Genomic DNA, 15,095 nt, shown 5'->3' with positions numbered 1-15,095 from the left:
GCTTTGGTTGCGGCGCGCACATGATGGGGCACGGTCACGGGGGCATGCTGGCGAGCACGACAAGCCCGGGCCGTCGAACGACACGTTGCGCTGGACGCCGCCGCCAACGGACATCGACCCGGTCTGCGGCAAGACAGTTCGAACCGACGGCGCCAAATCGGCCGTGCACGACGGTACGGTCTACTACCTCTGTTCGCGTGAATGTCGTGAGCTTTTCGAGGCGGCGCCTCAGTTGTATCCCCGATCCTCGGACGCGTTGCATCCAGCCCAAGCGGAGCATGCCCATGGCTGACTCATTGCGTTCGCCCAAATATGGCTGGGCGGGTTGGTTACAAAAAACTACGGCCCTGAGTACCACCGGCTCACCAACAGTAACGGAGACAATTCCATGACTCAGCAGCAACCCATAAATCGGCCCGAACACTCTTTGCGCAGCAAGCATAGCGCCGCCCAATACACTTGCCCGATGCACCCGGAGGTAGTCTCCGATCAACCGGGTGACTGTCCGAAGTGTGGCATGCATCTTGTGCCCGCAGAAAAAGGCGATCCGCAGGCGCATTCCAGCCATGACAAGTGTCATGACCATGGGCACGCCCGTCACGTCGGCCATGAAACCGCCGCGCCGGTTCGTGGCGGCAAGTACGACAAAGTGCCGACCGGGTATGTCGGCGCCGTCTACACCTGCCCGATGCACCCCGAAGTGCGGCAGACCACCCCCGGTGCCTGCCCGCTGTGCGGCATGGGATTGGAACTGGAATCGACGGCGGTCGGTGACGAGGGGCCGAATCCCGAACTGGTGGATTTTACCCGCCGCTTCTGGGTCGCGGCCGCCCTCACGATCCCGGTCCTGGTGTTGACGATGACCCCTTATCTGGGGATCACGGCGATTCGCGACCTCTTCGATGAGCGGGGCGCAATGTGGCTGGAGCTAGTGCTCAGCACGCCGGTGATCCTGTGGTCGGGCTGGCCCTTTTTTGTGCGCGGCTGGAATTCGTTTCGCACCATGAGCCTCAACATGTTCAGCCTGATCAGCATGGGGATCGGCGCAGCCTATCTGTTCTCGATCGTTGCGGTGCTGGTGCCAAGCATCTTCCCCGAGGGCTTTCGCCGAGGGGACGGCACTGTCGGGGTCTATTTCGAGGCTGCTGCGGTCATCGTCACCTTGGTGCTGCTGGGCCAGGTCATGGAACTGCGCGCGCGGGAAGGTACCGGCAAGGCGATCCGCGCCCTGTTGGACATGGCTGCCAAGACCGCCCGGGTGATCCGCCCCGACGGCAGCGAGGAGGAGGTTCCGCTGGAAGATGTGCAGGTTGGCGACCATCTGCGGGTGCGCCCCGGCGACAAGGTGCCGGTGGACGGCGTGGTGGTCGAAGGCCGATCGTCCATCGACGAGTCAATGATCTCCGGCGAGCCAGTGCCAGTGGAAAAAGTCAAGGACGACAAAGTCACCGGTGCCACCATCAACGGTACCGGCAGTTTGATCATGGAAGCCACCCGGGTTGGTGCCGATACCATGCTCAGCCAGATCGTCGAGATGGTGGCGAATGCCCAGCGCTCGCGGGCACCGATACAGAAATTCGCCGACAAGGTGGCGGGCACGTTCGTGCCAGCGGTCATTGGCGTCGCAATCTTGTCCTTCGTTTCCTGGGCGATCTGGGGGCCAGTACCAGCGTTGGCTTATGCGCTGGTCTCAGCGGTAGCGGTGCTGATCATTGCCTGTCCCTGTGCGCTGGGACTCGCCACGCCGATGTCGATCATGACGGCTACTGGGCGGGGCGCACAATTGGGGGTGCTGATCAAGAACGCCGAGGCGCTGGAGCGTTTCGCCAAGGTCGATACGCTGATCGTCGACAAGACCGGCACTCTGACCGAAGGCAAGCCGAAACTTGTGGCAGTCCTACCCGAATCCGGACACGAAGAGACCGAGGTGCTCCGGCTGGCCGCGACGCTGGAAAAAGGGTCTGAACACCCGCTGGCCGAGGCCATCGTCGCAGGTGCCCAGGAGCGCGACGTCAAGCTGGGCAACGCTGATGATTTCGAGGCTGTGACCGGCATGGGCGTGAAGGGTGTGGTCGACGGCCATCCGGTAGCGCTCGGCAATGCCCGGCTGATGGCCGAACTGGGGCTCGATGGTGGTCAACTGGCGAAGACCGCCAATGCCCGACGGGACGAGGGCGAGACGGTGATGTTCGTGGTGCTCGACGGCGCCATCGTCGGCCTGGTCAGCGTCGCCGACCCGGTGAAGTCAACCACGCCCGATGCGCTCAAGGCGCTGCACAAACTCGGCTTCCGCATCATCATGGCCACCGGTGACAACGAGCGCACGGCGAAGGCGGTGGCTAGGCGCCTGGGCATCGATGAAATCCGTGCCGACGTGCTGCCCGAGGACAAGGCTCGCATCATCAAGGAACTGCAGGCCGAAGGCCGCAAGGTGGCGATGGCGGGCGACGGGGTTAACGATGCCCCCGCGCTGGCTCAATCCGATGTCGGTATCGCCATGGGTACTGGCGCGGACGTGGCGATCGAAAGCGCGGGCTTCACGCTGGTCAAGGGCAACCTCGACGGCATCGTGCGCGCACGCAAGCTCTCGTTGGCCACCATGCGCAACATCAAGCAGAACCTGTTCTTTGCGCTGGTCTATAACGGAATTGGCATACCCGTTGCCGCGGGGATTCTCTATCCATTCTTCGGCATTCTGATCGGGCCGATCTTCGCCGCCTTCGCGATGAGCGCCTCCTCGCTGTCGGTGGTCTTGAATGCGCTGCGCCTGCGCCGGGTGAGGATTTGATCATGCTGAGCGACGAGCGCTGGGACAATCCGCTGATCCCGTATATCAACGCCGGACAGATGGAGTTCTTCCTCTGGCTGAAGGGGGGCGAACTCAAGTACGAGGTGCTTGGTGGTCTTGTCTTTGGCACGCCAAAGACGCGTTGGCCATCGCGGCACTGGGGCGGCGGTGGGGTGCTGACAGTAACGCTGCGCTCGCACCGTCGACTTGATCAGGAGCAACGCAACGTCCGCGTATTCGGCCCGGACGAGACGCTATCCAACGGCCTGGGTGCCTTGTTCGAAGCCACCCAGCGCCAGTGGGATGCCGCGACACGGCCGGACGACAAGTTTCTTGCCGGCTCCGGGCGTGTGGTGGATTCGATGCTCAGCGAGTATCAGCGCGAAGGCTGGATCGAAAGAACATTGCAAAGTGCAAATCTCTTGATGCGTAGCTGAACCCTTCCAGTCGATGATGCCTGCAATCCACAATCTTGATGAAGCCCTGCTTGACGCGCTGCAAGCACACGCGCTGCGCTACCTGCTCGACGAGGTCGATCCGCACACCGGCCTGGTCGCGGACAGCACCATACCCGGCACCGTGTGCAGCATCGCGGCGGTGGGCATGGCATTGGCGAGCTACCCCCTCGCCGTGGAGCACAGGCTGATCACACGCAACAAGGCCGCCACCCGCACCTTGCGCCTACTGCGTCTGTTCCATGATGCGCCACAGGGCGAGGCAGTCAACGCGACCGGATACCGAGGCTTCTACTACCACTTCCTGGACATGCAAACCGGCCGCAGGGCCTGGGAAAGCGAGTTGTCCACCATCGACACTGCGCTGCTGCTGGTCGGCGCCCTGACTGCAGCTGCATTCTTCGGTACAGGCACCGAAGACGAGCGTGAGATCAATGCGTTGGCGGACGCGCTTTATCGGCGCGCGGACTGGCAGTGGGCACTAGATGGCGGCCTCACGCTGACCCATGGCTGGCGGCCTGAGTCCGGATTCCTGCCCTATCGGTGGCAGGGATACGACGAGGCACTGATCCTGTACGTCCTCGCCTTGGGCTCAACGACCCATCCGATTCCTGCGGATAGCTACGCAGCGTGGGCTACAAGCTACACGTGGAAGCGCATCTACGACCACGAACTGCTCTACGCCGGCCCGTTGTTCATCCATCAGTACTCGCACCTGTGGATCGACTTCCGCGGCATCCGGGACGCCTACATGCGCGACAAGGACAGCGACTACTTCGAAAACTCTCGCCGCGCCACGCTGGTGCAGCGCGAGTATGCCATCCGCAACCCACTCGGCTTTGCGGAATACGGCGACTGCTGCTGGGGCTTTACCGCCTGCCACGGGCCGGGGCCGGCAACGCTCCATGTCGATGGCGTCGAGCGGCGCTTTCTCGGATACAGTGCGCGTGGCGCGCCCCACGGCCCGGACGATGGCACCATCACGACTTGGGCCGTGGCGGCCTCGCTTCCGTTCGCGCCCGAAGTAGTGCTGCCGACGCTGCGCCATTTCGCGGAGCTCCACGTGGGCGCCACTGGCCGCTACGGATTCGAATCCACCTTCAACCCCTCCTATCCGTCTGCGGATGGCCAACAGCCGGGCTGGGTCTGTCCGTGGATCTACGGCATCGACCAAGGCGCGCTCGGACTGATGATCGAGAACTACCGCACTGGTGCGATCTGGGAGCGGCTAAAGCGGTCTCCATGGATCGTGCGCGGGCTGCTGCGCGCCGGCTTTGACGGCGGGTGGCTGGGAAGATCGCACGCCCCGGGGGCAGCGGAATCCGCGCCATGAGGGTCCCGCGCAGCAAGATTGCGTTCATTCAAGACTACCAACAGGAGACTGACATGCAACGACAGAACGAAGAACATCCCGTCACAGATCCGGTTTGCGGCATGGAGCTCAGCCACAAGTCAGCCGTCGATGAGGCGACATACCAGGGCAAGACCTATTACTTCTGTGCCCAGACCTGTTGCGAGGCATTTGTAGCCGACCCGAAAAAGTATGTTCGTCAGCATCGCCAGCACGGGATGAAACCGGGATAAGGCGTGGGCGAAGTGGATCTCTGATACGAAACATCAACCGAGAGAATAAAGCCACCATGAAAGAGCAGTTCGCGCATTCCGGAGCCTGGGGCCTTGCCGTGATCATGATCGTGGCCGCGTCCTGGCTGTTCTATCGCTACTTCGCCCCCAAAAACTGGCGCGAGTGGGCTGGCGCCACGGTCGTACAGGCATTCATCATTGGTGATCCACCGGCGCTCCTGGCCGAACCGGGAGGCGGTGAAGCTTGCTACCCTCAATTGGGTGGACTTGTTCAACCATAAGCGCCTGCTGGGGCCGATCGGGCACATCCCGCCAGCAGAAGCCGAAGCAAACTACTTTCGGCAACAGGAAGGTCAGGCCTTGGCGGCCTGACTCAAACCAAACAGCCTCCGGGAAACCCGGGGCGGTTCAGTCCGATGCAGTTCGAGCAACACTGGCTGACCGATCAGACCAAACAAGCCAGCTCATGACCTCGGTTATTGGGTACGGAATTCGAGGGCTAAGGTCAATCAGCCTGTCACCAAGGCCACCGTAGCAACCGCACCTCGTATATCCCCAATTGATTGCACAAGGGCAATGAAGCATTCGGACACCACAACCTCTGCCACTGGCCCGTCCCCCGGCAGAGGTGTTAGGGAGCGAACTCTCATCCCGGCGAAGCTTCGCCGCCAATTGGGATGGCGCGCTGCATCGCGCCGCCTTGGCCCTTTCAAACCGCACGAGATGCGCTGGTTGGCGCTCGCGCTTGTCTTCAATCTCGCGTGGGAACTCGCACAACTCGGCTTCTACGACCTGTCCGTCATGCATACCAGCGTCGCGTATGCGGTAGTCCACTGCACGCTCGGCGACGGCATCATCACAGCGGTCGCGTACCTGATGGTGGTCGGCGTTACGCGCTCTCGCACATGGCCGTATACGAAACCATGGGCGGGGATGGCGGTCATGCTGCTCTCGACCATCGGCTACACCGCGTGGAGCGAATGGCACAACGTCTATCTCGAGCACAGCTGGGCCTACGCGCCATCGATGCCGCTCATCGCCGGTATCGGAGTAGCACCGTTAGTGCAATGGATCGTGGTTCCCGTTGCAATCCTGATCACCGTGCGCCGTTTCAAGCCATAGCGCGCTGCCGCTCACAGATAGGCCCCGGCACGAATGGTCGCGCCACACTATGACTTCGCAAGCGAACTGTGACCAGCCTGTTGGTCTGCAGCAGCGTGACAACTTCCGATGATCGTTCGATGCAGCCCAGCCAGCATGAAACAATCGATGTACTTGATCACGGTCAAGTGTGAGCGCCCCAACCTACGATAGTCTTAAGCTCATGACTGGCATGTCCCACCGGCGAAGCATCCATCGCCACCACATATTGTGGTGCGTGCTGGTGTTGTTGTGGCTGTGCCAGCAGGTTGCTTTTGCGGCTAGTGCTTGCGTTGTTTCCATGCCCGACATGGCCACGGTCACGTCCGCGTCGCAGCCGACTTGTATGGGCGACATGTCGGTGGGGCAAGCCAAGCGCCTCATGTGTGCCCAACATTGCGCTCAGGGCACGGCGATCCAGTCCGATGCATCTTCGCCCAATATTCCGGGCTCCTTACTTCCGCCCTTGGCACCGGAGGCGCCGGTCGTGGCCATGTTGCCACGCGCCGAAGCATCGTTTGCTCCGACGGATCGGGCGCATGTCTATCGACCTCCGCTCAGATTGCTGTTCTGCTCTCTCCTTATCTAGTTCCCGCCTTGCTTGTAGCAACGGGTCGTACCGGCATTGGTACGGCGCACTTGGCAAGATTGCGGGAGTAACTGTTCATGTTTTCCACGTGTTCTGCACGGCGTCATCAGACGTCCGCGCTGGCCATGCTCCTGTTCGCAGGCATGGCCATAACCCCGATGGCGTGGGCCATCGACGGACCAACGCATCAGGGCGCTGCCACCGCATCGCGTGCAGCCTTGATGGCCCCGGTAGCGGCTGAAATTATTGCGCCATCTGCCGGGCTCACGCCTGACCTGTTGGTGCAGAAGGTTCTGCAACGCAACCCGGGCATCGAGGCGATGCAGGCGGCTTCCGATGCAGCGGGCGCCCGGATCGAGTCAGCCGGCGCGCTGGATGACCCGATGGTCAGCTATGCAATAGCGCCAAACACGGCCGGCGGCCCACGGCAGGGCCTCAACCAGAACGTGCAGTTTAGTCAAAAGTTTCCGTGGCCAGGCACCCTTGATCTGCGCAGCAGGATGGCTACGGCCGAAGCGGAGTCGGCGGACCAGCAAGTGGCCGACCTGCGTCTGCGGCTGGCCGCACTGGCACGCTCCGTCTACGCTCAGTGGTACTACGTGCATCGCGCTCTGGCGATCAACGCCGAGAACGTCACATTGGTCACCCATCTGCGGGCGGTGGCCGAGACGGCGTACGCCAGCGGTCAATCACCACAGCAAGATGTGTTGCAGGCCGAGGTCGAGTTGGTTCGCTTGAGCAATCAGGCGATCGAGCTCAGGCGTTTGCAGCACACGGTTCAGGCGAAGATCAACGGGCTGCAGAATATCGACCCGGGATCCGAGGTTCCCGCGCCAGACGATCTGCCGCGTGAAATCCCGCTTTCAACCGAGGCGGCCCTGCAGGATGCGGCGCTAGCGCACTATCCAATCTTGCAGAGTATTCATGCACGCATCGCGGCAAGCAGAGACCGGGTCGCTCTGGCGCACAAAAGTTACCTGCCCAATGTCACCTTGCTGGCCGGCTACAACAGCATCATGGACATGCCGGCCAAACGTCTCACCGTTGGCATCGCCATCAACATTCCGTTCGGTGGCAATCATCGCGGCGAGGTCAATGAGGCCAATGCACGCTTGCACGAGAGTGAGGCCAAGCTGGCCGACGTCCGCAACCAGCTGCTGAGCAATCTCGATCAGACTCGCGCGACCGCGGCCCAGGCAGCTGCCACCATCAAGCTCTACAACGGCAAGTTGCTGCCGTTGATCCGGCTCAATATGCATGCCGCCGAGGCTGACTACAGCGGTGGGTCGAGCTCGGGAGATTTCCTGAAGTTGATCACCGCCCAGCAGCAATACCTGACGGCGGAACTGGAGCTGGCGCGTGCACGCGCGGATTTCTTTACCCAGCTGGCCTCCCTCAACTACCAGACAGGCGGAGCGATTTGGCCGTCTTCGTCATCGGCCACTGCTCTGGATGTGAACCCATGAAAAAGTCTCCCTTTATTTTAATCGCCATCCTCATCGCTCTCATCGCGGCAGCGGGTGGCTATTTCGCTGGTCATCGACAGCCCATTTCGGGTGCTAGCGGGGATGCTTCGGACACAGCGCCCATGCATCGCAAGATCCGGTACTGGAAAGCGCCGATGGACCCCAACTTCCATAGTGACAAGCCCGGCAAATCGCCGATGGGCATGGATCTGGTACCGGTCTATGCCGACGACAGTGGCTCGGGTGAGGCCAGTGACGTGAAGATTGACCCGGTCATGGTCAACAATCTGGGCGTGCAGACGGTGGAAGTGAAAGCAGGGTCACTTGCACATCCACTCTCGTTGGTGGGTTATGTCGGATATGACGAGGACACCATCACCAGCATCAACACCCGTGCCGACGGCTGGATCGAAAAGCTGGCAGTAAAGAGTGCGGGTGACGCCGTGCGCGCCGGACAACTGCTGTATGAGTTGTTTTCGCCAAAACTGGCTACCGCGGAGCGCGAGTATCTGACGGCACTGGCAAGCGACAGTCCGTCGTTGATTGCCGCGTCGCGCGAGCGCATGCGCGCGCTCGGATTCACGGCGGCGCAGATCCAGCAGTTAGGGCACACACGAAAGGTCAGCGATCGGGTGGCGCGCTATGCCGACAGCGCCGGCGTCGTCATGAATCTGGGCGTTAGCGAAGGCGTCTACGTGATGCCCTCCACACAAGTCATGAAGCTGGCCGATCTGCACGCTGTATGGGTGTTGGTGGAGGTGGACGAAAGCCAGGCAGGTCTTTTGCACGTCGGCCAGAAAGCCGACGCGACCTTCGATGCCTTTCCGGGCCAGCACTGGCAGGGGACGGTTGATTATGTCTATCCCGATCTCAACGCGATGACCCGCACCGTCAAGGCGCGGCTGCGCTTTGACAATCAGGATCTGCGTCTGCAACCTAACATGTATGCCCACGTCACGATCGCGGCGATGGCGCAAAAGGAAGGCACCGCCGCGCCATCAACAAGCGCGGTTTACATTCCCAATCTCGCCCTGATCCGTACGGGTAATAGCCAGCGCGTGATTGTTGCGTTGGGCGAGGGCCGCTTCGATGTCTGTCCGGTGCAGGCTGGCCTGACTTCCGGCGACCAAGTGGAAATTCTCAAAGGCTTGCAGGCCGGCCAGCGCGTGGTCAGTTCGGCACAGTTCCTGATCGACTCCGAGGCCAACGTGGACGCCGCCGCCCTGAACTACGGCTCCGCCAAACCCGGCTGTTCCGAGACGCCGAGTACATCGGGTACCGGGGCGGCCATCGATGGAAAACCTGGCAGCCAGGACATGCGGGGCATGGACATGTCGTCGAAGCCCGCCGGTGGCGCACCTGAAGCACCCGCCCGAACCCCTTCCATGGAGAAGACTGACGTGCCGTCCCCTCCGTTGAAGGGTGAAAAGACACCGCCCAGTGGAAACGAGCGCGACATGCAGAACATGCCGATGCCAGCGCGGGGCAACAAGGGCCATCAATCATGATCGCTGCCATCATTCGCTGGTCCTTGAGAAACCGTGGCTTCGTACTGCTGGCTATGGTTTTCATCGTGGCCGGTGGCTTGTACACGTTGCAAAGCACACCGGTGGACGCGATCCCCGATCTCTCCGACGTGCAGGTCATCATCAAGACGCCCTATCCCGGACAGGCGCCACAGGTGGTCCAGGATCAGGTCACCTATCCGCTGGAAACCGCCATGCTCGCCGTGCCGAAAGCGACGGTGGTGCGTGGTTATTCGTTTTTCGGTGATTCCTACATCTACATCATCTTCAAGGAAGGCACGGATCTCTACTGGGCCCGTTCGAGGGTGCTGGAATATCTCGATCAGGCGGCCGGTACCCTGCCACCGGGTGCGAAGCCGAGTCTGGGACCGGACGCCACCGGGGTGGGCTGGGTGTATGAATACGCCTTGGTGGACAAGACCGGCAAGCATGATCTGGCCCAGCTGACCAGCTTGCAGGACTGGTTCCTGAAGTTCCAGTTGCAAACGGTGCCGGGCGTGGCGGAGGTGGCCACGGCCGGCGGCATGGTGAAGCAATACCAGGTGGTGGTAAATCCGGACAAGCTGCGTGCCTATGGCATCACCTTGGCGCAGGTAAAGAAGGCCATACAGGATGGCAACCACGAGACCGGCGGCGCCTTGGTCGAATTGGCCGAAGCCGAGTACATGGTCCGCGCCAGCGGTTACATCAAAAGCATCAAGGATCTGCTGCAGATACCGTTGACGACCGACAAGAACGGCACGCCGGTACAGCTCAAGGATGTGGCCGAGGTGCGGATGGGACCGCAGATCCGTCGGGGTGTCACCGAGCTCGATGGCCAGGGCGAGACGGTCGGTGGCGTGATCGTCATGCGATCCGGCGAGAACGCGCAAAAGGTCATCGACGGCGTCAAGGCCAAGCTGGCGTCACTCAAAGGCAGTCTGCCGCCCGGCGTACAGATCGTGCCGGTCTACGATCGATCGCAGCTGATCCACGCGGCCATCACCAACTTGCGCGAGAAGCTGTTCGAGGAGTTCCTCGTGGTGGCGCTGGTCTGCATCATATTTCTGTTTCATGTGCGCTCGGCACTGGTGGCTATCGTCAGCTTGCCGGTCGGTATTTTGATGGCCTTTATCGTCATGCGACTGCAGGGGCTGAACGCCAACATCATGTCACTGGGCGGTATCGCAATTGCCATCGGCGCGATGGTGGATGGCGCCATCGTGATGATCGAGAACCTGCACAAGCACATGGAGCGCGAGCCCATGACTCCGGCTAACCGATGGCGCATGGTTGCCGATGCCACGGTGGAGGTCGGGCCGCCGCTGTTTTTCTCGCTGGTGATCATTGCCCTGTCGTTCACGCCGGTATTCACGCTGGGCGAACAAGCCGGCCGGATGTTCAAGCCGCTGGCGTTCACCAAGACGTATTCCATGGCGGCGGCAGCCATCCTTGCGATCACCTTGGTGCCGGTGCTGATGGGTTACTTCATCCGTGGCCGGGTGACACCGGAGCATGCCAATCCCGTCAACCGCCTGTTAACCAGACTTTATCGACCGTTGGTGGATTTCGTCGTCAATAAGCCTTGGCTGGTCGTGCTGATCAGTGCCGCAGTGATGCTGGTCAGCATCTGGCCCGCGACCCAGCTGGGGTCTGAATTCATGCCGCCGCTGGACGAAGGGGATCTGCTCTACATGCCTTCGTTGCGCCCCGGTGTTTCCGCCGATGAGGCGCTCCATGTGCTCCAGCAAACCGACAAGCTGATCATGAGCGTGCCGGAGGTGAAATCGGCCTTCGGCAAGATGGGGCGGGCGTTGACGGCCACGGATCCGGCACCGCTATCCATGGATGAGACGGTCATCCAGTTCAAACCACGGTCCGAGTGGCGGCCTGGCATCACCAAGGCCGACATCCGCAAGGAGCTGGAGGATCGGGTCAAGCTGCCGGGTCTGACCAATGCCTGGGTCATGCCGATCAAAGACCGCATCGACATGCTCTCCACCGGCATCAAGACGCCCGTCGGCATCAAGGTGGGTGGGCCGGACCTGAAAGTCATCGAACAGATCGGTGCACAACTGGAAAAGATCATTCCGCAGGTCCGCGGCACCGCATCGGTGTATTCCGAACGGACAGCGGCAGGTGGCCGTTACATCGATATCGATATCGACCGCGACAAGGCGGCCCGGCTCGGTCTCAATATCAGTGACGTGCAGGACGTGGTGCGTACGGCGATTGGGGGTATGAACGTCACCGAGACCGTCGAAGGGTTGGAACGCTACCCCGTCAACTTGCGCTACCCGAGCGACTGGCGCAATTCGGTGGCAAGTCTGCGACAGCTACCCATTGTCACGGCGCGCGGAGGTCATGTCGTACTTGGTGATGTGTCCAGTATCCGCATCGAGGACGGACCGCCGATGATCAAGAGCGAAGCGGGCCAGCCCACAGGCTGGACGTACGTCGACATTGCCAATCGAGACGTCGGCTCTTACGTGGCCGCCGCCCAGAAACTGGTTGCCGCGAAGGTCATCTTGCCGCCCGGCTATTCGCTGACGTGGTCCGGGCAATACGAGTACATCCAGAAGGCCAACAAGAATCTGACGCTGGTCGTACCGGTCACCATCGTGCTCATTGCCCTATTGTTGTATTTAGCCTTCCGCAACATCGCTTACGTGCTGATCATCATGGGTACCCTGCCCATGGCGCTCGCAGGCAGTTTCTGGCTGCTGTACCTGCTCGGCTACAACATGTCCGTTGCGGTGGCCGTGGGTTTGATTGCGCTCGCGGGAGTGACCACGGAAATCGGCGTGGTGCTGGTGGTTTATCTCAATCAGTCGGTGGCTATGTATCTTGAACAGTGCAAGACCACGGGCAAGCCGCTCAACTTTGAGGGCCTGCGTGACGCCGTGCGTAACGGTGCCTTGTTGCGGCTGCGGCCGATCGCCATGACGGCCGTTGCCATTATTTCCGGCCTGCTGCCGGTCATGCTGGGTGCCGGCACGGGCTCGGAGGTCATGCAACGCATTGCCGCACCGATGATCGGGGGCATGGTCAGTTCCTTGATCTTGACTATGTTGGTAATTCCGGCGGCGTATCTGCTGTGGGAGTGGCATCGTCTGCGCAAAAGCAGTGAGCTCATCTCATCGCCCATGACGCCTATTTGAGGACATCAGGAGCCCGAGGAGGACGCAATGGAATACCGAAAGATCACCGCGATTATCAATGCAAGCAAACTCCAGGCGGTGGAGGAGGCGCTCAAACGCGAAGAGACCATCGAGGTTGCCATCACCCGCATCAAGGGTTACGGCGACTACAAGAATTTCTTCGATCCCGAATGGGTGTCGACGCAGGCCAGGGTGGAGGTCTTCGCATCCGTGATGCATGCGACACGGATAGCCGAAGCGATCATGGATGCAGCGCATGTGGGACTGGAAAGCGACGGCATTGTAGCCGTCCTTCCCGTGGAGACCCTGTACAGGATCAGGGACCATCATTCAGGCTAGAAATCCCCGGTGGCTGGCTTTGAATGGATGTGACGTCAGCGATACATCATCACCACGTTGCCGATTTGTTCCTGCATGCGCGAATCGAACGCAGCCGGATGACCTCTAAACAACAGCAGTACCTCATACCGCTGCTCATTACCTCCAACGAAGGATATCTTTCATGAAGAATCGACAGTTTTTTGTACAGACCTTGATGGCGTTGGCCCTTTGCGTCTCCACGACCCTTTCGGCTCAACAGATGGATCCCAACATGGCCGGCATGCACAAAGCTACGGCGACCGAAGCGCACGGCACAGGTGTTGTCAAAGCGATCGATACGGCCAAGGGCACGATTACCCTGCAGCACCAAGCGATACCGTCGATTGGCTGGCCCGCCATGACCATGGCCTTCAAGGCCAATCCGCCGGGGCTGCTGCAGAAGGTAAAGGTGGGTGACACCGTGCGGTTCACCCTGCATCCGGCCGGAATGGCCAGCACGGTGACGGCGATCAGCCCGCTGCCCTGACAGACTCATCGCCGGCTGGCCCGCGCCAGTTGGCGGCCAAGCGGTGGTTGTGAAGGTGGCGCGGCCACGCACGGTTGATGCTGCATGTGGCCGCGCTTGTAGCGATTGTCATTTTCGGAGAACGACCATGAAATCGATTGTTGCTCGTCTCGGCATCCCGCTGCTGCTTGCGGGTTTCACCCTCATCGGCGTCGCGCACGCGACCGATCCTTACACCGACGGTTGGGTTGGCCATGTGGATAGCCAGCGTTTGGACGTCTGTTATCGTGTCACGCCGCTGCCAGCGGTTGGTGCGCGGCTGCAGGTCATGCGGACATCCTTCGTGGTTCCCAACAAAGGGCCGCTTCGCCAACAGTTCGCGGTGGCGGGGTATGCCACGGTAACGTCGATCACGGATGCGCATTGCGTGCGTGCCGAGCTGATCCAGGGCACGGCACAGCGGACAGATCACGTGCGTCTCGCGGGCTGAACGGATGCGATGACGAGACCGCCAAGGCCACATACTCCGCGGTGGGAAATAGCGGAGCGGCCAAGGCGTGACTACAACATCCAGCCGAAGTGCTTCACCCGTGTCCTGCCTGTCGCACTCTGCCTGCTGCCAATTCAGCAGGCATGCAGCGAGGCGATCAGCGGGCAGGACACGCTGCGCTGACGTGCACCGCATTGTTCGACGAGTGCAGCGAGGGCCGTCTCCATGCGGGTGAGGTCGGCCAGCCGGTTGCGTACATCGGTCAGCCGCAGCGCGGCAAGAGTGGCCGCTTCCGTGCAATGGGTGCCGTCCTCCAGTCGCAGCAACTGCGCCACCTCATCGAGGCTGAACCCCAAGCGCTGCGCGGATTTCACGAACTTCACCCGTGCTACCTCCGCGTTTCCGTAGCGACGGATGCCGCCCGGCGGACGGACGGGTTCCGCCAACAGGCGCTTGCGCTGATAGAAGCGGATCGTCTCGACATTGACCCCGGCTGCCTTGGCGAAGGCGCCGATGGAAAACGTATCCTGCGTGTATGGCATAGGCTTGACTCCGTACTCGACTACGGGAATACCTTAGACCACCGGCATCCCGCGCGAAAGGAGAACCCCATGTCCCTGCTTCCCCGGCTGGTCGACAAGGCCGGACTGATCGGCAGTGTCGTCTCGGCGGCGGCCTGCGTGAATTGCTTTCCCGCCCTGGCCAGCCTCGGTGCGGCGATCGGGCTGGGGGTGCTGAGCCCGTATGAAGGCCTGTTCATCCGTATCCTGCTGCCGGCGTTTGCGGCCATCGCGCTGCTCGCCAACGCGCTGGGCTGGCTCAGTCACCGGCAGTGGCCGCGTGCCGCGCTCGGCATGCTCGGCCCGTTGCTGGTGCTGGTGGCGGTATTTGTGATGCGGGGCAGTGGCCATCGCACCGGGTGGCTGCTCTATCCTGGCCTGCTGCTGATGGTGGCCGTGTCGATCCGCGATCTGCTGGCGCCGGCACCCAGCGCATCCTGCCGCACGGTCAGCGATACCGTGGATGCCCGCTGAATCGACACGATAGATACGGGCACTGCGAATACTCAGCCGACACTTCACCCTTATTTT

At 61.4% G+C, this 15,095-nt stretch carries 13 protein-coding genes and 1 pseudogene; 13 read left to right on the top strand and 1 reads right to left on the bottom strand.

Annotated features, from left to right (window positions below):
- Window positions 1–388 precede the first annotated feature (388 nt).
- The 12 genes and pseudogenes from HBF24_RS10200 (at window position 389) to HBF24_RS10145 (ending at window position 14,004) form a co-directional block, all read left to right on the top strand.
- Window positions 389–2,788: a copper-translocating P-type ATPase gene (locus tag HBF24_RS10200; protein WP_343162745.1), complete on the top strand. Its 2,400-nt coding sequence runs from the start codon at window positions 389–391 to the stop codon at window positions 2,786–2,788.
- Between the two features lie 2 nt (window positions 2,789–2,790).
- Window positions 2,791–3,225, top strand: a complete 435-nt coding sequence (locus HBF24_RS10195; protein WP_167172532.1) for a hypothetical protein — start codon at window positions 2,791–2,793, stop codon at window positions 3,223–3,225.
- Between the two features lie 13 nt (window positions 3,226–3,238).
- Window positions 3,239–4,576 carry a glucoamylase family protein gene (locus tag HBF24_RS10190; RefSeq protein ID WP_240922434.1) on the top strand — a complete coding sequence of 446 codons (1,338 nt, stop codon included), beginning with the start codon at window positions 3,239–3,241 and terminating at the stop codon, window positions 4,574–4,576.
- Window positions 4,577–4,629: 53 nt separating this feature from the next.
- Entirely contained in the window at window positions 4,630–4,827 is a 198-nt protein-coding gene (locus tag HBF24_RS10185; RefSeq protein ID WP_167172531.1) for a YHS domain-containing protein, read from the top strand.
- Between the two features lie 189 nt (window positions 4,828–5,016).
- A pseudogene (locus HBF24_RS17340) lies at window positions 5,017–5,199 on the top strand (IS3 family transposase); the annotation flags it as partial.
- Window positions 5,200–5,550: 351 nt separating this feature from the next.
- A complete protein-coding gene (locus tag HBF24_RS10175) occupies window positions 5,551–5,949 on the top strand; it encodes a hypothetical protein (protein ID WP_167172529.1) in 399 nt (132 codons plus the stop codon).
- Window positions 5,950–6,633: 684 nt separating this feature from the next.
- Window positions 6,634–8,022: a TolC family protein gene (locus tag HBF24_RS10170; RefSeq protein ID WP_167172527.1), complete on the top strand. Its 1,389-nt coding sequence runs from the start codon at window positions 6,634–6,636 to the stop codon at window positions 8,020–8,022.
- Window positions 8,019–9,530 carry an efflux RND transporter periplasmic adaptor subunit gene (locus HBF24_RS10165; RefSeq protein ID WP_167172525.1) on the top strand — a complete coding sequence of 504 codons (1,512 nt, stop codon included), beginning with the start codon at window positions 8,019–8,021 and terminating at the stop codon, window positions 9,528–9,530. The genes HBF24_RS10170 and HBF24_RS10165 overlap by 4 nt, the downstream gene beginning before the upstream one ends.
- Window positions 9,527–12,688, top strand: a complete 3,162-nt coding sequence (locus HBF24_RS10160) for an efflux RND transporter permease subunit (RefSeq protein ID WP_167172523.1) — start codon at window positions 9,527–9,529, stop codon at window positions 12,686–12,688. The genes HBF24_RS10165 and HBF24_RS10160 overlap by 4 nt, the downstream gene beginning before the upstream one ends.
- Window positions 12,689–12,715: 27 nt before the next feature.
- The gene (locus HBF24_RS10155; RefSeq protein WP_167172521.1) at window positions 12,716–13,027 is read left to right on the top strand and encodes a P-II family nitrogen regulator; all 312 of its coding nucleotides are present in this window, start codon (window positions 12,716–12,718) and stop codon (window positions 13,025–13,027) included.
- A gap of 163 nt (window positions 13,028–13,190) precedes the next feature.
- On the top strand, window positions 13,191–13,535 hold the full coding sequence (locus HBF24_RS17480) for a copper-binding protein (protein WP_343162744.1): 345 nt from the start codon (window positions 13,191–13,193) through the stop codon (window positions 13,533–13,535).
- 127 nt (window positions 13,536–13,662) lie between these two features.
- The gene (locus HBF24_RS10145; protein WP_167172519.1) at window positions 13,663–14,004 is read left to right on the top strand and encodes a hypothetical protein; all 342 of its coding nucleotides are present in this window, start codon (window positions 13,663–13,665) and stop codon (window positions 14,002–14,004) included.
- A 134-nt stretch (window positions 14,005–14,138) separates the two neighbouring features.
- On the opposite strand, the gene merR is transcribed toward HBF24_RS10145, so the two are convergent.
- Window positions 14,139–14,546 (bottom strand): Hg(II)-responsive transcriptional regulator, encoded by a 408-nt coding sequence (merR, locus tag HBF24_RS10140; protein WP_167172517.1) that lies wholly within the window; start codon window positions 14,544–14,546, stop codon window positions 14,139–14,141.
- Window positions 14,547–14,615: 69 nt separating this feature from the next.
- Here merR and merC point away from each other — a divergent pair, with 69 nt between their 5' ends.
- Window positions 14,616–15,038 (top strand): organomercurial transporter MerC, encoded by a 423-nt coding sequence (merC, locus tag HBF24_RS10135; protein ID WP_167172515.1) that lies wholly within the window; start codon window positions 14,616–14,618, stop codon window positions 15,036–15,038.
- Window positions 15,039–15,095 lie beyond the last annotated feature (57 nt).

The sequence above is a fragment of the Oleiagrimonas sp. C23AA genome, from assembly GCF_011759385.1.
Taxonomy (GTDB): Bacteria; Pseudomonadota; Gammaproteobacteria; order Xanthomonadales; family Rhodanobacteraceae; genus Oleiagrimonas.
The sequence above is the reverse complement of the archived record's forward strand: the minus strand, read 5'-3'. Positions and strand labels throughout refer to the sequence as shown.

Excerpts from the sequence above, each read along its gene's own strand:
- HBF24_RS10145 (WP_167172519.1), top strand. The coding sequence starts at position 13,663 with ATGAAATCGATTGTTGCTCGTCTCGGCATCCCGCTGCTGCTTGCGGGT.
- HBF24_RS10190 (WP_240922434.1), top strand. The coding sequence starts at position 3,239 with ATGATGCCTGCAATCCACAATCTTGATGAAGCCCTGCTTGACGCGCTG.
- HBF24_RS10155 (WP_167172521.1), top strand. The coding sequence starts at position 12,716 with ATGGAATACCGAAAGATCACCGCGATTATCAATGCAAGCAAACTCCAG.
- HBF24_RS10200 (WP_343162745.1), top strand. The coding sequence starts at position 389 with ATGACTCAGCAGCAACCCATAAATCGGCCCGAACACTCTTTGCGCAGC.
- HBF24_RS17480 (WP_343162744.1), top strand. The coding sequence starts at position 13,191 with ATGAAGAATCGACAGTTTTTTGTACAGACCTTGATGGCGTTGGCCCTT.
- HBF24_RS10175 (WP_167172529.1), top strand. The coding sequence starts at position 5,551 with ATGCGCTGGTTGGCGCTCGCGCTTGTCTTCAATCTCGCGTGGGAACTC.
- HBF24_RS10160 (WP_167172523.1), top strand. The coding sequence starts at position 9,527 with ATGATCGCTGCCATCATTCGCTGGTCCTTGAGAAACCGTGGCTTCGTA.
- merC (WP_167172515.1), top strand. The coding sequence starts at position 14,616 with ATGTCCCTGCTTCCCCGGCTGGTCGACAAGGCCGGACTGATCGGCAGT.
- merR (WP_167172517.1), bottom strand. The coding sequence starts at position 14,546 with ATGCCATACACGCAGGATACGTTTTCCATCGGCGCCTTCGCCAAGGCA.
- HBF24_RS10185 (WP_167172531.1), top strand. The coding sequence starts at position 4,630 with ATGCAACGACAGAACGAAGAACATCCCGTCACAGATCCGGTTTGCGGC.
- HBF24_RS10170 (WP_167172527.1), top strand. The coding sequence starts at position 6,634 with ATGTTTTCCACGTGTTCTGCACGGCGTCATCAGACGTCCGCGCTGGCC.
- HBF24_RS10195 (WP_167172532.1), top strand. The coding sequence starts at position 2,791 with ATGCTGAGCGACGAGCGCTGGGACAATCCGCTGATCCCGTATATCAAC.
- HBF24_RS10165 (WP_167172525.1), top strand. The coding sequence starts at position 8,019 with ATGAAAAAGTCTCCCTTTATTTTAATCGCCATCCTCATCGCTCTCATC.